This is a genomic window from Candidatus Izemoplasma sp., assembly GCF_982632705.1.
This window is the reverse complement of sequence record NZ_CEXEES010000004.1, coordinates 1-20,373: the sequence shown is the minus strand read 5'-3', so window position 1 is coordinate 20,373 and position 20,373 is coordinate 1. Positions and strand designations below refer to the sequence as shown.

The 20,373-nt window shown below is 32.2% G+C and carries 20 protein-coding genes; 8 read left to right on the top strand and 12 right to left on the bottom strand.

The annotated features are described in order from the left end of the window. Positions 1-10 precede the first annotated feature (10 nt). The 4 genes from ftcD to AC2LE6_RS01050 form a co-directional block, all read right to left on the bottom strand. The gene (gene ftcD / locus AC2LE6_RS01065) at positions 11-973 is read right to left on the bottom strand and encodes a glutamate formimidoyltransferase (protein ID WP_484477414.1); all 963 of its coding nucleotides are present in this window, start codon (positions 971-973) and stop codon (positions 11-13) included. After that, positions 970-2,982, bottom strand: a complete 2,013-nt coding sequence (locus AC2LE6_RS01060) for a urocanate hydratase (RefSeq protein WP_484477382.1) — start codon at positions 2,980-2,982, stop codon at positions 970-972. The genes ftcD and AC2LE6_RS01060 overlap by 4 nt, the downstream gene beginning before the upstream one ends. Before the next feature lies 1 nt (position 2,983). Then, the gene (hutH, locus tag AC2LE6_RS01055) at positions 2,984-4,501 is read right to left on the bottom strand and encodes a histidine ammonia-lyase (RefSeq protein ID WP_484477381.1); all 1,518 of its coding nucleotides are present in this window, start codon (positions 4,499-4,501) and stop codon (positions 2,984-2,986) included. 124 nt (positions 4,502-4,625) lie between these two features. Next, positions 4,626-5,561, bottom strand: coding sequence for an aldo/keto reductase (locus AC2LE6_RS01050; protein ID WP_484477380.1), 936 nt, complete (start codon positions 5,559-5,561; stop codon positions 4,626-4,628). A 266-nt stretch (positions 5,562-5,827) separates the two neighbouring features. Here AC2LE6_RS01050 and AC2LE6_RS01045 point away from each other — a divergent pair, with 266 nt between their 5' ends. From AC2LE6_RS01045 to AC2LE6_RS01035, 3 genes are read left to right on the top strand one after another with little or no spacing between them, the layout of a single operon-like run. Next, positions 5,828-6,823, top strand: coding sequence for a methionine ABC transporter ATP-binding protein (locus AC2LE6_RS01045; protein WP_484477379.1), 996 nt, complete (start codon positions 5,828-5,830; stop codon positions 6,821-6,823). After that, complete coding sequence (locus AC2LE6_RS01040; protein ID WP_484477378.1) at positions 6,816-7,472, top strand: methionine ABC transporter permease; 657 nt, start codon at positions 6,816-6,818, stop codon at positions 7,470-7,472. Before AC2LE6_RS01045 ends, AC2LE6_RS01040 begins: the two co-directional genes overlap by 8 nt. 10 nt (positions 7,473-7,482) lie before the next feature. Beyond that, positions 7,483-8,301 carry a MetQ/NlpA family ABC transporter substrate-binding protein gene (locus tag AC2LE6_RS01035; protein ID WP_484477377.1) on the top strand — a complete coding sequence of 273 codons (819 nt, stop codon included), beginning with the start codon at positions 7,483-7,485 and terminating at the stop codon, positions 8,299-8,301. 12 nt (positions 8,302-8,313) lie between these two features. On the opposite strand, the gene AC2LE6_RS01030 is transcribed toward AC2LE6_RS01035, so the two are convergent. The 4 genes from AC2LE6_RS01030 to AC2LE6_RS01015 all read right to left on the bottom strand — a co-directional run bounded on the left by AC2LE6_RS01030 (position 8,314) and on the right by AC2LE6_RS01015 (position 12,651). Beyond that, entirely contained in the window at positions 8,314-8,736 is a 423-nt protein-coding gene (locus AC2LE6_RS01030; RefSeq protein WP_484477376.1) for an acyl-CoA thioesterase, read from the bottom strand. Further along, positions 8,733-9,503, bottom strand: a complete 771-nt coding sequence (locus tag AC2LE6_RS01025; protein WP_484477375.1) for an endonuclease/exonuclease/phosphatase family protein — start codon at positions 9,501-9,503, stop codon at positions 8,733-8,735. The genes AC2LE6_RS01030 and AC2LE6_RS01025 overlap by 4 nt, the downstream gene beginning before the upstream one ends. A gap of 48 nt (positions 9,504-9,551) precedes the next feature. Beyond that, complete coding sequence (locus AC2LE6_RS01020; protein WP_484477374.1) at positions 9,552-11,111, bottom strand: glycoside hydrolase family 5 protein; 1,560 nt, start codon at positions 11,109-11,111, stop codon at positions 9,552-9,554. 88 nt (positions 11,112-11,199) lie between these two features. Continuing rightward, a complete protein-coding gene (locus AC2LE6_RS01015) occupies positions 11,200-12,651 on the bottom strand; it encodes a M1 family aminopeptidase (protein WP_484477373.1) in 1,452 nt (483 codons plus the stop codon). A gap of 82 nt (positions 12,652-12,733) precedes the next feature. Between AC2LE6_RS01015 and AC2LE6_RS01010 the strand changes: the two genes are divergently transcribed. Together AC2LE6_RS01010 and AC2LE6_RS01005 are read left to right on the top strand one after the other, a co-directional pair. Beyond that, positions 12,734-14,125, top strand: a complete 1,392-nt coding sequence (locus tag AC2LE6_RS01010; protein ID WP_484477372.1) for a GNAT family N-acetyltransferase — start codon at positions 12,734-12,736, stop codon at positions 14,123-14,125. A gap of 80 nt (positions 14,126-14,205) precedes the next feature. Next, positions 14,206-14,826, top strand: coding sequence for a glycerol-3-phosphate acyltransferase (locus AC2LE6_RS01005; protein WP_484477371.1), 621 nt, complete (start codon positions 14,206-14,208; stop codon positions 14,824-14,826). 20 nt (positions 14,827-14,846) lie between these two features. Here the strand turns inward: AC2LE6_RS01005 and AC2LE6_RS01000 are convergent, their stop codons facing one another. The 3 genes from AC2LE6_RS01000 to AC2LE6_RS00990 all read right to left on the bottom strand — a co-directional run bounded on the left by AC2LE6_RS01000 (position 14,847) and on the right by AC2LE6_RS00990 (position 16,887). Further along, the gene (locus tag AC2LE6_RS01000; RefSeq protein WP_484477370.1) at positions 14,847-15,542 is read right to left on the bottom strand and encodes an SGNH/GDSL hydrolase family protein; all 696 of its coding nucleotides are present in this window, start codon (positions 15,540-15,542) and stop codon (positions 14,847-14,849) included. Positions 15,543-15,593: 51 nt separating this feature from the next. Next, a complete protein-coding gene (locus tag AC2LE6_RS00995; RefSeq protein ID WP_484477369.1) occupies positions 15,594-16,355 on the bottom strand; it encodes an EFR1 family ferrodoxin in 762 nt (253 codons plus the stop codon). A gap of 79 nt (positions 16,356-16,434) precedes the next feature. Next, complete coding sequence (locus AC2LE6_RS00990) at positions 16,435-16,887, bottom strand: GNAT family N-acetyltransferase (RefSeq protein WP_484477368.1); 453 nt, start codon at positions 16,885-16,887, stop codon at positions 16,435-16,437. 125 nt (positions 16,888-17,012) lie between these two features. Here AC2LE6_RS00990 and AC2LE6_RS00985 point away from each other — a divergent pair, with 125 nt between their 5' ends. Next, entirely contained in the window at positions 17,013-17,717 is a 705-nt protein-coding gene (locus AC2LE6_RS00985) for a TMEM164 family acyltransferase (RefSeq protein WP_484477367.1), read from the top strand. A gap of 64 nt (positions 17,718-17,781) precedes the next feature. Here the strand turns inward: AC2LE6_RS00985 and AC2LE6_RS00980 are convergent, their stop codons facing one another. Further along, positions 17,782-18,327, bottom strand: coding sequence for a class I SAM-dependent methyltransferase (locus tag AC2LE6_RS00980; RefSeq protein WP_484477366.1), 546 nt, complete (start codon positions 18,325-18,327; stop codon positions 17,782-17,784). Positions 18,328-18,570: 243 nt separating this feature from the next. Between AC2LE6_RS00980 and AC2LE6_RS00975 the strand changes: the two genes are divergently transcribed. Then, on the top strand, positions 18,571-19,308 hold the full coding sequence (locus AC2LE6_RS00975; RefSeq protein ID WP_484477365.1) for a TMEM164-related integral membrane acyltransferase: 738 nt from the start codon (positions 18,571-18,573) through the stop codon (positions 19,306-19,308). A 308-nt stretch (positions 19,309-19,616) separates the two neighbouring features. Beyond that, positions 19,617-20,291 carry a lipoyl(octanoyl) transferase LipB gene (lipB, locus tag AC2LE6_RS00970; RefSeq protein ID WP_484477364.1) on the top strand — a complete coding sequence of 225 codons (675 nt, stop codon included), beginning with the start codon at positions 19,617-19,619 and terminating at the stop codon, positions 20,289-20,291. The last annotated feature ends 82 nt before the right edge of the window (positions 20,292-20,373 follow it).

Below are 20,373 nucleotides of genomic sequence, written 5' to 3'. Positions count from 1 at the left end.
CACCTCCGAATTAAATGTTAGCCTCAATGATTTTCAGAACATCAAAATCTCTGAATCCCATGTATTTTATCGCTTCTTTTGTTAATTCTTCTAAAGAAAGACCTTTGATCCATTCTTTACCTTCTACTGCATAGTAGTATTTTAAACTGTTGATGATAGTTCCTTTTGGCATTAATCCTACTAATTCACAACTTGGTACTTCTATATTATAACGCTTTGCTTCCATTTTAACAGTCTCTAATATTCTATAGATAGGGTTTTTCTTATAATCAAGAATATTCATCGTTACTTGCGCATGTCCCCTTGTATCTAAAAATACAGGCCCTGCTTGTACATGTCTAAATCCACCACTACTGAAGCGAATTGCTTTTGCGATATTGTTTGCTAGTTTTGTATCATCTGTTGCTAAATCAATGTTATAAGCTATTAAAGGGATACGAGCTCCAACTCCGATAACTCCAAATGTCGGATGAATTTCTGGTTGTCCATAATCAGGTGCCCATTTAGGATCTTGAATTTTTTCTTTCATTCCTTCAAACTCACCTTTTCGGATTGTAGGTAGTTTTACTCTTTTCTTTTCATTAGCTGCTTCTGCGTACATGAAAATAGGGATGTTGTATGCTTCGTTTATTTTCTTAGCTATTGTATTTGCGTATTCTACACATTCTTCCATAGTCACATCACTTATTGGAATAAATGGAATTACGTCAACAGCGCCCATTCTTGGATGTTCTCCAGATTGGTTGTTCATATCGATTTCTTTTTCTACAACTCCAGTAAATTCTACTACAGCTTCAATGATTTTATTTGGATCTCCTAATAACGTTACTACTGTTCTATTGTAGTCGCCATCTGGTTCATAACTTATAAGATTAAATCCTTCTTTGTTTTTAAGTACTTCTACGATTCGTTCAATTTTCTCTAAATCTCTACCCTCACTGAAGTTAGGGACACATTGTACTATTTTCATTATAATCCGCCTTTTTTGTATGATTTATTAACTAATTCTTTTATGTAATCTTCATCTGTTAGATGAGGGATTGTAATATGTGAATTGTTGTCTTGTTTATTGTATTCTTCTGACGTTTCAATTGCATGTTCGTTTGTTGCCCAAGCACGTCTACTTACTCCACCCATAACATCAAATAACATAGCAGATTTCAATATCTCATCTACACGTTCTGAGCCATCTAATACCATTCCATATCCACCATTGATTGATTTAGATATTCCAACTCCTCCACCATTGTGAAGTGCTACTAAGCTCATTCCTCTTGATGCGTTACCAAGAGCAACGTGCGTTGCCATTTCTGCCATTACGTTTGAACCATCTTTGATGTTCGCTGTTTCTCTAAATGGAGAATCTGTACCTCCGGTGTCGTGATGATCTCTACCAAGCATAATTGGTTGTACAATATTGTTTCTAACCATATCGTTGAATTTCAACGCTATTTTTAATCTACCGTATGCATCTTGGTATAGTATTCTAGCTTTTGTACCTACAACAAGTTTGTTTTTCTTTGCATCTTTAATCCAGTTGTAGTTATCTAAATCTTGGAATCTTCTGTCTTTATCAATGCAGCTCATAGCTGCATTATCTGTCTTCTCTAAATCTTCATCTGTTCCACCTAGACATACCCATCTGAATGGTCCATAACCATAATCAAATAAGATAGGTCCCATAATGTCTTCTACATAAGAAGGCCAGATAAATCCATCTAAATCATTTGAACCGTTTTTACATATTTCGATAACACCAGCATCGTATATTGATTTCATAAAACTGTTTCCATAATCGAAGAAGTATGTTCCTCTATTAGAAATCTCTTTGATTGCGTAATAGTGTCTTTTCAATCCTTCGTCTACCAGTTTCTTAAAAACTTCTTTATCAGTATTAAGTAAATTCGTACGCTCCTCAAACGAGATACCAACTGGACAATAACCACCCTCGTAAACTGCGTGGCAGCTTGTTTGATCACTTAATAAATCTATATGTTTGTGTTCTTTAACTGCATATTCAAGAAGTTCAACAACATTACCATGATAGGCAATTGCGATTGCCTTTTTGTTTTTCATAGACTCTTCAGCTTTATTGAATGCTTCTTCAGGAGTGTATGCTACAAACGAAACCCATCCTTGTGAATGTCTTGTTTCGATTCTTGATAAGTCTACTTCTGCGATGATACCAACCCCACCACTAATTTCAACAGCTTTACCTTGTGCTCCACTCATTCCACCAAGTCCACTAGTAATGAATAGTTTTCCAGCTAAATCTTCGTTTTCTGGAATTCCTAGTTTTGATCTTCCTGCGTTTAATAAAGTGCTATATGTTCCATGAACAATTCCTTGAGGACCGATATACATCCATCCTCCAGCTGTCATTTGTCCATAACTGGCAACTCCTAATTGTGCAGCTCTATTCCAATTGTCAGAATCATTAAACTGCCCGATCATTAGTCCATTTGTTAGGATGACACGAGGTGATGTTTTTGTTGATTTAAACAATCCAAGTGGGTGTCCACTCATAAGAACCAATGTTTGTTCATCATTCATTTCTTTTAAATATTCTTTTACAACATGATACTGCATCCAGTTTTGTAATACTCTTCCTGTTTCACCGTATGTTACTAATTCATATGGGTATAAGGCAATATCAAAATCTAAGTTATTATCAATCATTACTTGGAATGCCTTTCCTTCTAGTGTCATTCCTTGGTATTGATCAATAGGTAACCCTTTTATCTTATAGGTAGGTCTAAAACGATAACCGTAGATTCTACCTTTTGTTAATAACTCATCTAAAAACTCAGGGGCAAGTGTATCATGCCACTCTTTTGGTACATATCTTAAAGCATTTTTAAGTGCTAATTCTGTTTCATCTTGTGTTAGTACGAATTCTCTTTTAGGTGCCCTTCTAATTCCTTCTTGAAAAGTAGGGTAATCAGGTAGTTCTTGATATATATTACCTAAATTAATTTCCATCCTATTTTCCTCCTTCAAAGATATACTCATACAGTTCATCTGATTCAATTAAATCATTTACTGTATGAATAGAGGGATACATGATTTGATCTTCATCAATAAATGCAACGTATTCTCTAATTTTAGTATAGGCTTTTTTTGTTAATTCTCCAAGTCCGTTATCTCCTCTTAGATCCATAGCTTGACAACCAGCCAATAACTCCATGGCGATAACTTGTTTTGTATTCTTTAAAATCTCTTTTGCTTTTCTTGCTCCAATAGTACCCATTGATACATGATCTTCTTGATTTGCACTACTTGGAATACTATCGACAGAAGCAGGGTGAGCAAGTATTTTATTCTCACTTACCAAAGATGCTGCGCTATATTGCACAATCATAAACCCGCTATTGATACCTGGTTTATTTACTAAAAAGGCAGGTAATCCATCACTTAGGTGAGGGTTTACTAAACGTTCTAATCTTCTTTCAGATATATTAGCTAGTTCAGCTATAGCAATACCTAAATAATCAAATACCAAAGCTAGCGGTTGTCCGTGGAAGTTTCCAGCACTTATCGCCATACCATCTTCAGTAAATATAATTGGATTATCAGTTACTGCATTCATTTCAATTTCAACTTTTTCTTTAGCAAACATCATCGCATCTAAACTAGCACCATGAACTTGAGGTGCACATCTAATACTATACGCATCTTGAACGTGTAGTTCACCTTGATGAGTTGTATTTTTACTTCCTTTTAATACTTCTAAAACTTGTTTAGCAATGATTTGCTGTCCGATTTGTCCTCGTACCTCATGAACTCTATGATCAAAAGCATCAACAATTCCTCTTAAGCTTTCCATTGTCATACCTAGTGAGATATTACTTAACTTTATTAAGTGCAAAGCATCATACAATGTGATAGCCCCTACACTTGTCATTGCTTGGGTACCATTAATTAAACTTAATCCTTCTTTTGCTTTTAAACCTTCAAGTGGTAAAACTTCAGCTTTGATAAAAGCATCAATAGTACTCATTCTTTTCCCTTGGTAATACACTTCACCTTTTCCAATGATAGGCAAACACATATGTGATAAAGGTGCTAAGTCACCAGATGCACCTAAACTACCTTTTTCAAACACAACAGGATTTATGTCTTTATTTAACATCTCAACCATTTTATTAAGTGTTACCATACGGATACCACTGTATCCTTTAATAAGTGCATTGATTCTTAGAACCATCATCCCTCTAACTATTTCATCACTAAAAGGTGATCCAACACCACAAGCATGAGACATTAATAGGTTTTCTTGTAATTTGGATACATCCGCCTTACTTACAGAAACATCACTTAACTTACCGAATCCAGTATTAATTCCATATACTGGTTGTTCTTTTTCTACAACTTCTTCCACAAATTTTCTAGCAGTATGTACTAGTACTTTGCTGTCTTCAGATATTGATACTTCTTCTTTGAATCTTGCAACTCTCATGAACGTATCTAAATCTAAACTCTTTCCATCTAATATAATCATAAAATCACCTCTTAAATATTATGATTATATTATACTTTAAAGTAAGTAATAAAAAAAGCCAATCATGGCTTTGTTTAGCGCTTTACTGTTTTAGTGCTTCACAGTAGTAAAGTGCCCTTGAATCCTACCAAGGTGTATCTTTATCTTTGATAAAGGATTCATAAAGATTTTCAAGTTGTGTTTTCTTGGAAATCTGAAATTCAACTTTACTCGCTTCAATACTACCTTCTAAGTGTTTTATTGTTCTTGTACCAGGGATGATTGTAGATATCGCATCATAGCAAAGGATATATCCCAAAGCATCATTTATCATATTTTTACTGCCAATTTCTTTTGAAATTATATCAATAATTTCACTTCTTGTCTCTTTAACTTCTGAACTCCAGCGTGATCGTATTCCATTAAAAGTCGAATTCTTATTGAATCTACCTGTTAGCCACCCTGAATCAAATGGGATTTTTGCAATTAGAAGAATACCTTTTTCTTTAATCTTGTCAAATAAATATCGAGGTTCCTGGTGAATAATATTAAACATGATTTCTATAACATCAACATCAATGTTATCCAGTACAGTTTGAAGTTCGTGTAAGGAGTCTATTGATACACCAAACCCCCGAATGATACCTTTTTCTTTATACTCACTTAGTATATCAAAAAGGGTACTTTCACCTCTTAATATGGACATATCTGGATTGTGCAATATCACTGAGTCTAGATATGAGGTTTGAAGTTTGGTTAATGATCTATTTATTGAAGTGCTGATTCCCTTTTTTGTAAACTCATATTCACCGTTTGGACCGTGTCCAATCTTGGTGTTTAAATAGACATTTTCTCTTAAACCTTTTAAAGCTTTACCTAGTATTAGTTCACTATTCCCAGAACTGTATCCTGGTGCTGTATCAAAAAATGTAACTCCTTTTTTTACAGCTTCTCTAACTAGCTCTATACCGTCTTCTTCACTCATAGAACTCCAGTTATCTCCTTTGGAACCAAGTTGCCATGATCCAAATCCTATTTCTGAAACAGATGTATTCATTTTCCTAGAGTATCGTTTGTTCATATAATCACCCAAATAAATTATAACATATATGTTATAGCTAAGTATGAAAACACTTTCAGTTTGACATATTTTTAAAATTGAAATATAGTTGTGGCAAGGGATACAATCATTAAGAGTCACTGAGGTCAGATAACCGTTGAAGTGACAGCAACCTATTAAATTAGGTGCTTTTATCAAGGGGCGAAAGCCTATCAATGAGAAGACTTTTTTTATATCTAAATAAAGACGACTTTCATTGAAAAGTCGTTTTTTTATTGGAGGAAATTATGATTACTTTAACAAATATCTCAAAAACATTTAAAACAAAACAAGGTGAATTTAAAGCACTAAAAGATATTTCACTAACCATTAAGCCAAACACAATACATGGAATAATAGGACCAAGTGGTGCGGGTAAAAGCACATTAATCCGAGTTATAAATCAGTTGGAAGTTCAGGATTCAGGTTCTATAAGTGTATTTGATTACAAGGACTTAAGAAAGATAAATAAGGAATCAACACGAATGTACAGAAAGAGAGTATCAATGATATTCCAGAACTTTAATTTATTAGAACAAAAGAATGTCTATGATAACATCGCTTTACCTATCACTCTTCACAAGTCATTGAACCAAGAGGAGAATAAACACATTAGCAACTTGATAAACCTAGTAGGTTTGAATGGTTATGAGAAAAGCTATCCATCTGAACTGAGTGGTGGACAAAAACAAAGAGTTGGAATTGCGAGAGCTTTGGTGTCAAAGCCGGAAATACTACTATGCGATGAACCGACAAGCGCTCTAGATACTCAGACTATTAAAACGGTTCTAGTTTTAATCAAAGAGATCAAGGAAAAATTACAGCTCACAGTAATTCTTGTAACACATGATATGAATGTGATCAAAGAAATTTGTGATGATGTCACAGTTATGGACGCTGGTCTAATTGTAGAATCAAACGATATAGACAATATCATTTTTAATCCTCAATCTCATATTACTAGTGGGTTACTTGGAACCATCGGTCTTAACATAAATCAGTTTACATCAATCCAGGAAAATAAAGAAAATATGTATGTATTACTTTTCAACAAAGAGATCATAGATCAGTCTGTGATTAGTAATGTAATCAAAATGAATAATGCGAACATAAATATTCTATACGCAAATATAACTCCCAACAAAAAGGGGATAATGCTTATAGAGATAAACAGTAACCAAAGTACAAAACAATCAACAATCAAGGAACTGCAAAAGAGGGGAGTTGAGGTAAGACATGTTTGATAATATCGATATCGAAGCTTTTACAAATGCATTCAATGAAACGATATACATGTCGTTTATATCAACACTATTTGTTTTTCTATTTGGTTTAACACTTGGTCTAGTACTTTTTACAACAGGTAAAAAAGGACTGAATCCAAACAAGAGTATTTATCAGATAACAAGTGTATCAACTAATATACTTAGAAGTATTCCTTTCTTAATACTCATCGTACTATTAGTCCCATTTACAAAAATACTTGTTGGTACTATTCTTGGTGCAAAGGCAGCATTACCGGCCCTTATCATTGGAGCTACTCCATATTATGCAAGGTTAGTTGAACTAACACTAAATGAAAAGGGAACCCATCTTATCGAAACAGGTAAGGCATTCGGAGCAAGTAATATAAAAATAATAACTAAGATAATTATTCCAGAAAGTCTAATTGGAATAATCAGAGGTATAACGGTTACTTCAATAATGATCGTTGGTTACACATCAATCGCTGGAGCGATAGGTGCTGGTGGTCTTGGTAACTTAGCATACTTATATGGTTTCACTAGAAATCAAATTGATGTCACCATTTTAGCTACACTATTGATCGTAGGTATCATATTATTCATTCAGCTATCCAGTGACATTTTAATTAAAAAAATACAGAAAACATAGGAGAAAATAAATGAAAAAATCATTAATTATATTAAGTACAGTACTATTAGCATTCGCATTAACAGGGTGCAAAAAAGATGAAGCGAAATACAAAGTAGGTGCAACACCTATACCTCACGCTGAGATATTAAGACAAGTCCAACCAATACTAGAAGAACAAGGATTTGGATTTGAAATCATTGAGTTCACTGATTATGTATTACCGAATCAAGCTTTGGATTCAGGTGAAATCATTGCAAACTTCTTCCAGCATGTCCCATACCTTAATGCTCAAATCGGTGAGTACAACTATGACTTTGTAAGTGCTGGTGGTGTACATGTTGAGCCTATTGGTTTATATTCCAAAGAATACTCAACACTTGAATCTTTACCCACAGATTTAGAACTAATAATCTCAAACAGTCCCACTGATCGCCCACGTTTGTTTGGAGTATTAGAAGAAAATGGAATCATTGAAATAAACAGTAATGTAACAAGTGAGGATATAACTAACTCTAGTGTTTCTAATCTTCCAACTCTATTTACATCGACTAGAAACATAACTTTTATTGAAGTTGATTCAAGTTTGTTATTCCTGAACTATAATAACGAATCTGGAGATGCAGTTTTAATCAATGGAAACTATGCTCTTGATAATGGACTAAATCCTTTAACAGATGCACTTGCTTTAGAGGGTAGTGCAAGTCTATATGTAAACATACTTGTTTGCAATACAGCTGACTTGGATGACCCATTTATTCAAGCTCTAATAGAAGCATTACAAAGTGAAGAAATCCAAAATTGGATTGAGACTGAGTATGAAGGTAGTGTTGTACCAGCCGCAGAATAAAAAAAAGGACGATTATTCGTCCTTTTTAAGTACCTTTACATACGCTTCATACACTTCAGGAATCCTATCACTCATTCTCACAGGTAAAAACGTTTCCTTATCCACGCATACAACACTTGTATATGCAGTGCATTTCAATTCTCCGTCACTATTCTTGATTTCATGATAGTACGTTGTTTTAACTTTCGAGAACTTATGAATTTTAGTTTCTAAGAAGACATCTTCACCAAAACGTATACTCTTTAAGTAAGTGCATGAAACATCTCTTACAGGGTAGATTATCCCGTTCTCTTCAAATTTGTAATACTCGTATCCTACATCTCTTAAGAACTGAGTTCTTCCTTGTTCAAAAAAACTGAAATAGTTGGCGTGGTAAATCACACCCATTTGATCTGTGTCACTATATCGCAATTCTAGTTTCTTTATAGATTTCATTTTTTCACCTCTAATTCAATGTATACTCCAAAATGATCACTGACAGGGTTATCTTGAAATACAATTCGTCTGTCGATTATAACAAACTGTTTGTTTGAGAAAAAGTAATCAATTCGCTTTGCTTCTTTTTTTACATCGATATATGCTTTATGTGTTATATCATGAAAATACTTAATGTCACCACTGAAGTATAAATCAATCAATCCCAAGCTAGTGATGTACTCATACTCATTACTACCTTCAAATACATTGAAATCACCAGCGACTATATTTATCTTATCATTGTTTAGTTGATTCATTGTTCTAGCAAGTTGATCCTCAAACACTTCTTCACCTTCGGTCCATCCAAGGTGAACTGATGTGAATGAATATAACTGATTTTGAATCAATGTTTCACATGAAACATTCATTCTAGTATGCCAATCATTGTAGTCCACTTTCTTAGAAACATGATAACTACTTGAACTGGTAAAGGGTGTTCTTGATAATATAGCTAGTCCTTCGTCATATACACCATACCCTCTTTTAGAGTAATCATAGTATATATAATATGTTTCTCCTTTTGAAACTAGCTTTTCCTGTAAGGTGAGTACATAATTATCCTTTTTTATTCTGTTTATCACTACTTCATTTTCAAAATGTTGTGCCACTTCTTGAAATAGACAAACGTCTATTTTGTTCTCAATTATGAATTCAACGATTCTCTCTTGATTGTCTTCAATATTGTCTTCTGCAAAACAATGTAGATTCAATGTTAATAGTCTCATGTTATCACCCAAATTTATTATATCAAAAAAAGAAGCAATCGCTTCTTTTTATTTGAAAGTTATTATTTTTATAACCCCATTATTTACAGGTTCTATTGTTAGTCTGTTTAAACCTTTTCTACCTTTAAACTCTAATGTATATATCCCATCTGCATTCTCAACCTCTATTATTTCACCGTTAATATAAAAATCAGCATCTAAATCTTTGTGTGTGATTGTTATTGTTTTTGTTTCTTTGTGATTTTTAGTGATTTTAAAAGAGTATTTGTATATATCACCAGGGTTTCCTTTTACATATGGGAACAACTCTAGTTCTTGTTGTTCTTTATTATGACAACCCCACACACCTTTGAACTCATTTCCATCAGCATTACATATATGTGTTTTGTCCCCTTTTCTAATTGTAGATGACTCAAACTCTTCAGAAAGCATAAAACTCTTTCCTCTGCCTAGATAATCATATATACCACCAGATGTGAAAAATTCATCCTTGTAGAATAATGAATTAGTAACATCGTTATTTACTTTGCAATTCTCAAACTTAATGTTTTCTAGAAAACTATATAGTAGTTCTCTTCCTTGTTCTTTTGGAATTCTATTTTCTTTATCAAATATGTTTCTCCAGTTTTTAGGTAAATCAAAACTGATTATTGAATTGTGGTTTTCTCTTTTTTTGTATGCCCAGAAGTTCCATGAGATATCTAATTGTTCATACATCTTGAAGTTTGAACTATACCAGTATAAATCGTTTTCTCCACCTTCACCCATAAACAACGGTAAATCAAACTCTTCTCTTTTATCAAGAAAACGTTGGATTTGTTCTATTGATGGTGGGTTCCAATATTTATGAAAATGTAGAACCATGTTCTCGTCTAGTTTCTTAGTAATAGTTTCGAACTGGCTAGCCCAGTTATTTCCTTCTATACAGATAATGTGGTTAGTATCAATTGCTCTTATAGCATTGATTGTTTTTTCATGAAGTGGTTCTAGTAAATCATTTAAGTGTTTAAATTTTTCAGGAATTGGTTCATTGATTAGATCGTACATACAAATCGTTTCATTATCTCTATATCTTCTAGCGATTTCTTCCCAAAGTGTAATGAATTGTATTTGATATTTTTCCTCTTCAAACAGATGTGGATAATCATCTTTCGAGTCATCAATGTTTGCTCCTGTTTGTCCTCCTGGTGCTCCATGTAAATCTAAAATTAAATATAGTCCATTTTTTTCACATTGCTCGATTGTGTAATCAATCATATTAAAACCATACTCATTTAGAGTAACTGTTTCATCACTATCATTCTCATTCATTAACAACCGATAGTTCATTGGTAAACGAACACTATTGTATCCGTGTTCTTTGATTAAGTTAAAGTCTTGATCACTAATCCAAGTTTTATAGTATGTGTTCCACCAACTTGATGCTTCAGTATCCAAGTAGTATGATACTAGTTCCTCGAACCTTCTAGGTCTGTTATAGTATCCGTGGCTTCCCCACATATACCCCTCAGGCAACATCCAACCTCCAAGGCCAACACCTCTTAATAAGATATCATTTCCATCTTTATCTTTTATCTTTTTACCTTCAACATACATATAATTAGACATATAAAATCCTCCTATAATGGTTTCGGTTATATTGTATCATATGAATAAAACATAATATAGAAAAAGAAGCGAAAACTCGCTTCTTTATTTAGGGTTGGTTTGTTAAATCTTGCATCCCATTTAACTGCAACAAAAACCACTCTTTTGTTTGCTCAACACCACTTTCGGTTTCAAGTAAATCTAAGAAATTATCTAGCGTTGCAATTTCTTTTGCATAAGTATCATAATATGTTTGTAGAATTTCAAGAAACTGATCTACATCTCCACCTAGAAATTGATCAACATATGATCTAACAATAGTTGGACCATGGTAATAAATAATGTAACCATATTCTCCGCTGAATTCATCCACTCCTTGAAGTAAGCTCGTTCCCTCTAACTGAGAAAATCTATAGTCAAACCTTGAAGCTGTTGAATCTCTAGAGTCTAAATATCCGTCATATCCATCTATCGGGTACAAATCTCTAAAATACATTGCGGTTATATACGTTGTCATTGATTCATCTAAGAATGAAAAATCATATTGATCATTCCCTATCATACTAAAGAACCACATATGCGCAACTTCATGAACAACTGTTTCCTCACTTATATCAATATCACAATATACTATCCCAGTACTTTCCATCCCATATATTAATCCATATTCCAATACAAAGTTATCAAAGTAATACTCTCCGACTCCAGCTTCAAATGAATTAAAACTATTTTCTAGGTAAGACCAAGATTGCATTAGTTGTCCATTTGATAATTCTTCTATGGAGTAGATTTCAAAATTCTTTCCATTGATTTCTTTTGTATAAACTGAATATAGTGTAGATGCACTAAAGCTATAATCTCTAGCATCTTCCATATAGTATCTGTAATTAGTAATACCTTCCCATTCGTAACTATATTGCAAGTCTCCACCCGAAGCCACAATAAATTCACTTGGGATGTGTAATGTAACGTCATAGTCTCCTACTTCGTTATAATATGTTTCTCCACTAAATGTGTAACGTTCTATGTTCCATCCAGACTCATCAAACATCGCTACATGTGGATAAAAGAACATTGTAACAAAGTAATCTTCATCTTGAGAAGCAAAAATTCTGTCCCATTGCCAATATGTAAAATCATAATCGAATGTGATTATAAACATATCATCATTTTGATATGTTTCTTCTAAATCAATATGAAGTGCTGTTTCATCCGGACCAGTCCATGTGGCACTATCCAAATAATCCACACCATCAACTGTGAACTCATTTAAATCAAATGTGTTTTGTCGAGTGGCAAAATCTATTGCCTTTGGATAAAAATTAACATATAGTTCATCCAAATCAGGTATTTCATTATAGTAAATAATTTGTCCTTTTACACTTGCCTTTCTATCTTCAGGATGTAATGTAACATCTAGCTCATAAAAATGGTTTCCCGTTTGTGGATCTGGTTCAAACAAAAAAACTGGTTCTTGTGGTTCTGGTTCTTTCTTTTCTTCACAGCCTGACATCAATAATGTAAGTGACAATAATAATATTAGTGTTAGTATTCTTTTCATTGTAACACCCCTTTGTCCTATATTATATCACATTGATGTGTGTTATAATATGGGTGAAATCGTTATTTAGGGGGGATTTAAAATGATTAAGAGAAGTCGTATTTATTATGTATTCAGCTACATGTTCTTTGTTTATCCACCTTTTATTTTAGGTGTTGTAAATATTTATTGGCCAAACATTGATTACCAACATGTCACATCTTCATTGGTGAACATTTTTGTTGTTCTTGTGATTACTGGTATCGTATCAATGCAAATTAAAACAAATAGACTACATGTTCCTTCAAGACAAGAAATCAATTATCTACTGTTTGGTCTTCTTGGTAATGTAATTGTTTTTATTTACACTTTCCAATATAGTTTAGAAATCCAAAATATAGTAAATGTATATATCTTACTTCTTATTATTTTGGGATTTAACTATATATTAATTACACGAAAACTAATACCAAAAGAACTATGGGTAATCTTACCTGTATTTGCAGTATTTGATTATTTAGTATTGGCACTTAGAGGGTGTGGTTGGGAATTCTTAAGTTATTGTAATGCTAATACGACCTATGATAGTATGCTCGGTATTCTGATGAACTTGATTATATTATTTGTGGTTTTCTATTATGCGTATCGTATTATGCTATACAAGTTATTCGACTTCTTCAAGATAGCAAACATTGTCCTTGTACTATTCTTGTCATATTCAGCAGCAAATGATTTCTTTGGTGGTAGCGAGTTAATTCTTACACTTACGATTTTGTATCCATTCTTGATTGTTGTTGATTTTGTAATAAAAATAGTTAATAAGAGATACAGCCATTTAATGCTGCTGTTCTATATTAGAACATTTCTAATCTTTCTTCTGCTATCAGCGCTTGGTCTCTTCACTTACGGAGGTAGTTTTGACTTTGAAAATGAGTTGCTATCATTGTTAGTAGTAACAACATATTTTTCTTTAGGTATATCAATTCTAAAAATAATCTTAAACATTAAAATTAAAGAGGAGTCTCCAATAACTGCGATTAAGAATATAATGCAAGGTCCAAAATTTATTGAAGCAAAAAGATTTCACATTGTCAGAATCCAAGAACAGTATAATGAAAAACTAGCTAGTCATGTGAAGATAGGCCCAAAAGCTTATTCACTCATTGCAACAATAGATGATGAGATCATAGGATTTATATCAACTTATATAAAAGACCTAACTCCTCCATTATCAGATGATGAAGAAGCATTCATAAGCGTTATTGAAGTTCATACAGACTATAGAAACCAAGGCATTGCAACTAAATTAATACAAATGACAGAGAACCATTTCAAATCAATTGGCGTAAAACAAATTAGAGCTTGGTCTAGTGAAGACAAGTATGAAGCAATTCATCTTTGGGACAAGTTAAAATACACAATGTCTCCTACAACAATTACGTTCAAAGAAGGTAATATAGATGTTGAAGGTTACTTTGTAACTAAACGATTTTAGAAAAGGAGAATATTTCTCCTTTTTTCTTTTATTAAAATCCTTATCTTGTATAATTAGTATAAATACAAAGGAGGAATATTATGTATTATTTCATTACATTTCTTGTATCATACTTAATAGGAACCATTAATCCCGCTAAAATAACTGCTAAACGGGTTAAAAATATAGATATTTCAAAAGTTAATTCAAAAAATCCAGGTACATCCAATATTGCGATAACGCTTGGAATGAAGTATGCAATTATTGTTGGTTTTCTTGATATTTTCAAAGGGGCTTTACCAGTAATAATCGCAAGGATTTTATTTCATGATAATGACATATTTTGGTTTGTAGCTGGTTGTAGTGCAATCTTAGGGCATATGCATCCATTCCACATGAAGTTTAAAGGTGGAAAAGGAACCGCTACATTTGGTGGTATGGTTTTAGCTATTGTTCCACTTATAAGTCTAGGAATGGCAGTTCTATTCACTATCATACTGTTTAGAACAAAATTCATGGCACTTGCAACATTGTTTGTAATAGTCTCTTACCCAATCATATTCCTACTACTTGATTATCACTATATATCTGTATTACTAGTTACAGCATTTAGTATAATATCATTTGCAAAACACACTCCTAACTTCATTAAGATCTATAAGAAAGAAGAAATGAGTTTAGACGCCGTAGGAAAAGATAAAAATAAAGAAAAAGAAGCCTAATTGGCTTCTTTATTTTTTTACTACGTATTATTCCTATTGATATACTCTATTATCATCTTGCTAATCATACTAGCACCCTTGCTATTTATGTGTACACCGTCCAAAGTAAGATGCAATTTTCTTTGTTTGCTTTTTGAATCAATCATTTCAGTTGAAGTTAAACTTTTAACATCCTTCAATAACTCTGACACTTTCATTGGTAAATAGTCTGAAGGTGATTTCTTAGTAATATAAGACCTAAACTCATTATATAAATCAAGATAACAAATACTGTATTGCCTCACATATTTGCCTACTATATCCACTAAACTTTTTACTTCCTTGTTCCATCGATTATTATAGTCTTCACCTATTAGTAAAGGTGGTATGACAACGATATCATTATTTACTTCTAGAAGTTTCTGAATTAATGTCTCATAGTGTCTTTCAAATAGTTGAATTGTTTTTGCTGATTTTTGCCTAGTAATCACTTTAATTATTTTATACGGGATTGATATTCTACCAAAGACATCGTTTACCCCAACAAAGAGAAAAATTTTATCAAACTGTTCCAAATCATTCATCTTTAAAATTCGTTTATATAAACTGCGCGCAGTGTCTCCACCTTTACCTCTATTAACTATATCCCAGTTTTGATATTCTTCTTTAATGATATCTACATAGGAAACACCTGGAACACCTTCTGTTATACTATCGCCTAGAAATAGAATTCTCATTTTATAATCATCCTTTGTTTTTTATTTTTCTATATAGAATATTGAAGATTTCTAGGTACCTTCTTCGTCCTCGAGATGATATCCACCTTTAATTGTTAAGAACTTTGATATGTATGGTGTGATTGATCCTTCAGGGCAATCATAGATACATCTCATACACATTGAACAAGAGAACCCAAACTTTGGTTTGTTCTTTTTATTTGGTTTAATATTCAACTCAGGACAGTTATTCCAACATGTACCACACGATGTACATGTTTTCCTAGCATGTAGTTCCAATCCAAATAATCTTGCTGCAGGGCTTTCTGCTTTCCCAATAAAATTGATTACCTTTGATTTTAACTTGATTTTCCTAGTAGAAGCATTGTTATCTTTGATTCGTTTTGATAATTCTACTATCTTATTATTAGCTTCTTCTATTGTTTTTTTCTTTACATCTTCAGGAAATTTCATTACAAATGTTAATGGCATTGCAAGAATTTCATCAACAACTATTTCAGTTCCGATCTTCTTGAAGTATTTCCTTAGTTTTAACGACACAGCATCATTCAACCAAAGTTCATTACATCCAATAGCTAATAAACTAACTTTTTGAAACAAGCCCTCTGGTAGATATTTGATAAATCTCTTGACGGTTCTTGGTGGATTAAAACCATGAATTGGATACATCAAGACAAGGTGTTCACTTTCTCCAATTTTATCATAATCAGTTTTGTCTAACTGAAACACATTTTCCGTTTCTAGTAATTCTGATAGTTTAACTGCTAAATGTTTTGTATTTCCTGTAGGGCTAAAATAGATTATTGTATACATAACAATACCTCCGAATTTAAGTCATCACATTATAGCACATAATGTTTTATATCTAAGTGTTCGTTTTAATCTGGCGTGCTTATTTAATTAGTTTAGAAGCTCTTTCTATTGTATTAATATCAATATCTATTTTTTTATAGAAACCTTGTGCTTCTATGTTTTCTGCCACAAATAGGTAATACAACACACAATCTAGATTTCTAAAATATTTTTCTGCTTCTTTGAAAAGTTGCTCTGCAACACCTTGTCTTCTATATGGTTTCATAACATAAACCCAGTCCACATAACCAACCTTCTTAAAATCCATGAAACTTTGTTCAAACATTAGATCAATTCTCGCAATCAGCTCACCATCTTTAAATCCCAAAATGGTGTCATAGTTTTCTAAATCTTCGATGTTTCTAGATTGAAAATTCAATGTAAAATCAGAATCATTGAACTCTTTAAAGACACCAGGGTCTGTGATTCTCATCTTAACTTCCATATCTCGAATAATGTCTATATCGTTTGAATTCATAAATCTATATTTCATATAACTCAACTCCTGTTCTTTATTATATCATTAAAATGAATTATGTTGATTATTCTCATAAAATTACCATTTTTTGATTTTAGTAAAATATGATATAATCCTAATGAAAAGAGAGGATGATAATATTGAATTTTTTTAGTGATGAAATTGGGAATACTATTCCTTGGTTTGGATTAACTCATTTCTTAATTATTTTTGGTTTTATATTTTCATTGGTTTTAATTTGGTGGTTTGCACCAAAGATTAAGAATAGTAAATATGAGAAAGTGTTTAGATTTATATTAGTTGGATTGGTTATATTATTTGAATGGAAGGTGTTCGAAAGCAGAATGCTTAAAGGTTCGATTTTTAGATTACCGCTTTGTGCATTGTCTTTATATGGATTAACATTTGCGGTTGCTTTCGGAAAAGAGAAAGCATTCAAGATTATTTACTTCTATGCATTTGGTACATTCCTAACAATACTATTCTTTGATACCTTATGGGGTCTTGATAGATGGAGTGGTTGGACATTCTTTGGCGCGCACGCTAGCATTGGTTGGTTAGCGGTATACGGTGTTGCTGTATTAGGATACCGACCTACTAAAATTGATTTATATAAATCAATGACATTATTAGCTGTATATGCCTTCATATCAGGTTATGCATTCCATAAGTTTGGTGGTTCAGATGAGCTTTTCTTATTCCACCCACCACTTGCAGAAGCACAATCAATAATTGATACTAGTTTATTGTTGTATCAAATAATCTTTTGTTCTTTAGCAGCTGCACTTATGTTATTAATGTATCTACCTTTATACCTTTCAAATAGAAAGAAGAATAACACATAAGAAAAGAAGCCTTGATGGCTTCTTTTGTTTTATTACTGTTTAGATATGCTTTGAAACTATACATCTATGATTTCCTGATTACAAACATGTGATACTCACAATTTGCTTCAGGATATTCTGCATAATCATCAAACAGAACATCAAATGAAAAACGAGAATTGTTGATAATTGATTTTAGGTATTTCTCATTGGATTTTGATTTCATTAATAAATTGCAAAGTATGCTACCTTGATTCATTTGTAAAAGGATACCCTCAAGGAAATCAGTTTCTTTTTTCTTATCGTTTTTATAGAAATGAAGCATTGAATCTAATAATACTATATCGAATTCACCTATCTTATTAAACTCATATATATCGGCAGCAATTCCAGTAATGTTTAAATATAAAGAATCTGCTTTCTCAATCATTTGATTGATTCCAACTTTAGAAATGTCGACTCCTGTTACAGTGTATCCAAGTTTTGCCAACTCAATACTGTCTCTCCCTTGTCCACAACCTAGATCTAAAACTGTTCCTTTATGCTTATATTGTTCAAAGAACTCAATCAATTGCTTGTATGCTTTTCCAAAATAATTCTCTTCCTTATAATACTTATCGTATATAACCATTACTTCACTCCTTTAAATATTTATAATGATGATACCTTATATAAAATTACTATCAACATAATATAAATTATATCAAATGAAAACCTAAAAATACAGTTTAGAGCTCTTATATTCATATATACAATCAAAAAAAGTACCCAGAAACTAAAGTTGATAAAGAAGTTAAATGAAACTAAACACATTTATTGTAAATGTTAGTAAAATATGTGTTAAAATATATTATGTTTTGAAGGGGGCGGTTGTATGTCATTTAATAAGTTTTTTGGTCACGACATAGATTTTAACAAAGCAGCAACGATGTTTACAGGACATCATTTACTATTATTTATATGTGCAGTAGCAGCTATTGTATTAACATTACTTTTTGCACAAAAGATAAAAGAGCATCCAATGGAAAAGAAACTCAAAATATATATAGCGATACTATTAATTGTATTAGAAGTTGGCTATCATATACATAATTGGACTTATCCAAGAACTTCAATACCACTACATTTAAGTAGCATGGCAACTATGCTTTGTATAGTGTTATTGTTCACAAATTCTAAAAGAGTATTTCAATATGCATTCTTCTTTGGTGTCTTAGGTGGTGTAATGGCATTAACATTCCCTAATAGTTTAGGATACACTTATTTAAGTTTTAGATATTATCATTTTATCTTACTACATGTATTAATTCTTGTTGTACCGCTTTATTACTACAAAGCTTATGGATATAGAGTTGTAAATTATAAAAAGTTACTAGAGATATACGGTGTTGTTTTAGCATTAGGTGTTGTCGTTTACTGGATCAATTCAATCTTAGGAACCAACTATTGGTTTATTTATGAGATACCTAAAAACGTTGGGTCGGTATTTAAACGATTCCCAGTATATATCTTATCATTCTTTAGTTTAGTATTTGGAACTATGAATATGTTGTACTATATTTCGCATTATAGATTTCGATTCAATGAATCTCAATTAGTTGAACAAACCTAAGTATTTAAATAAAACCCACATTCATAATGTGGGTTTTTCTATTACTTAAATTTACAAGAAGATTAGGACATGCAAAAAGGTAAGACAATTGTCTTACCTACAACCTTTTAAATAGAAGGGGCGATAAGAGAGGAACGAACTCCTATAGAAGATGTTGGAGACCTATAAATTTATGGTAGAACCAATAGATATTACTTTCTTTCAACAATGCTTTTAAACTTCACTCCTATAATCAACATTGTATCATTCAGTTATGTTCTTACTATTGAATTAAGGTTTTGATATGCTATAATACAATCGGTGATAATATGAACTTTAAGGTAATCAAAATCAAGAGAAAAATCCCCTATCAAGAAGCATTAGAAATTCAAATGAAACTATTTGATTTAGTGGATCACAATTTAATTGACGGGGCATTACTTATTTTAGAACACACTCCTGTTTTAACAATGGGTATCCGTACAGAAGAACAAAACTTACTCGTTAGTGAAGAATACTTAAAAAAGAAGGGTGTCGAACTATATAAATCTGACCGTGGTGGAGATATAACATTTCATGGTCCAGGACAAATAGTAGCATATCCTATTTTAAGATTTAGAAATTTCAAACTCAAACTTAGTGAATATATGCATAAGTTAGAAGATGTTATTATCTCAACATTAGATGACTATAACATCGAAGCATATAATAAAGAAGAATTCCCTGGTGTATGGATTGAAGATACTAAAGTATGTGCAATTGGTGTTAGAGCAAAGAAGTTTATTGTATATCATGGCCTAGCATTCAATGTGAACGTAGACAAGGACTATTTTAACCTAATTAACCCTTGTGGCATTACAGACTACAATATAAGCTCAATGAAAGACTTCACCGGAGAAACAAATATCGAAGAAGTAAAAGACAATGTTATCAAAAATTTCAACAAACACTTCAATGTAGAGTTTAGAGAATCAACATTATCAGATATTCTAAAGTTAAAATAAAAAAGAAGCCAATTTTGGCTTCTTTATTTTATTTAATGGCAGGGGCGGAGAGGATCGAACTCCCGTAGACGGTGTTGGAGAC

Excerpts from the sequence above, each read along its gene's own strand:
- AC2LE6_RS01060 (WP_484477382.1), bottom strand. The coding sequence starts at position 2,982 with ATGGAAATTAATTTAGGTAATATATATCAAGAACTACCTGATTACCCT.
- hutH (WP_484477381.1), bottom strand. The coding sequence starts at position 4,501 with ATGATTATATTAGATGGAAAGAGTTTAGATTTAGATACGTTCATGAGA.
- AC2LE6_RS01050 (WP_484477380.1), bottom strand. The coding sequence starts at position 5,561 with ATGAACAAACGATACTCTAGGAAAATGAATACATCTGTTTCAGAAATA.
- AC2LE6_RS01045 (WP_484477379.1), top strand. The coding sequence starts at position 5,828 with ATGATTACTTTAACAAATATCTCAAAAACATTTAAAACAAAACAAGGT.
- AC2LE6_RS01040 (WP_484477378.1), top strand. The coding sequence starts at position 6,816 with ATGTTTGATAATATCGATATCGAAGCTTTTACAAATGCATTCAATGAA.
- AC2LE6_RS01035 (WP_484477377.1), top strand. The coding sequence starts at position 7,483 with ATGAAAAAATCATTAATTATATTAAGTACAGTACTATTAGCATTCGCA.
- AC2LE6_RS01030 (WP_484477376.1), bottom strand. The coding sequence starts at position 8,736 with ATGAAATCTATAAAGAAACTAGAATTGCGATATAGTGACACAGATCAA.
- AC2LE6_RS01025 (WP_484477375.1), bottom strand. The coding sequence starts at position 9,503 with ATGAGACTATTAACATTGAATCTACATTGTTTTGCAGAAGACAATATT.
- AC2LE6_RS01020 (WP_484477374.1), bottom strand. The coding sequence starts at position 11,111 with ATGTCTAATTATATGTATGTTGAAGGTAAAAAGATAAAAGATAAAGAT.
- AC2LE6_RS01015 (WP_484477373.1), bottom strand. The coding sequence starts at position 12,651 with ATGAAAAGAATACTAACACTAATATTATTATTGTCACTTACATTATTG.
- AC2LE6_RS01010 (WP_484477372.1), top strand. The coding sequence starts at position 12,734 with ATGATTAAGAGAAGTCGTATTTATTATGTATTCAGCTACATGTTCTTT.
- AC2LE6_RS01005 (WP_484477371.1), top strand. The coding sequence starts at position 14,206 with ATGTATTATTTCATTACATTTCTTGTATCATACTTAATAGGAACCATT.
- AC2LE6_RS01000 (WP_484477370.1), bottom strand. The coding sequence starts at position 15,542 with ATGAGAATTCTATTTCTAGGCGATAGTATAACAGAAGGTGTTCCAGGT.
- AC2LE6_RS00995 (WP_484477369.1), bottom strand. The coding sequence starts at position 16,355 with ATGTATACAATAATCTATTTTAGCCCTACAGGAAATACAAAACATTTA.
- AC2LE6_RS00990 (WP_484477368.1), bottom strand. The coding sequence starts at position 16,887 with ATGAAATATAGATTTATGAATTCAAACGATATAGACATTATTCGAGAT.
- AC2LE6_RS00980 (WP_484477366.1), bottom strand. The coding sequence starts at position 18,327 with ATGGTTATATACGATAAGTATTATAAGGAAGAGAATTATTTTGGAAAA.
- AC2LE6_RS00975 (WP_484477365.1), top strand. The coding sequence starts at position 18,571 with ATGTCATTTAATAAGTTTTTTGGTCACGACATAGATTTTAACAAAGCA.
- lipB (WP_484477364.1), top strand. The coding sequence starts at position 19,617 with ATGAACTTTAAGGTAATCAAAATCAAGAGAAAAATCCCCTATCAAGAA.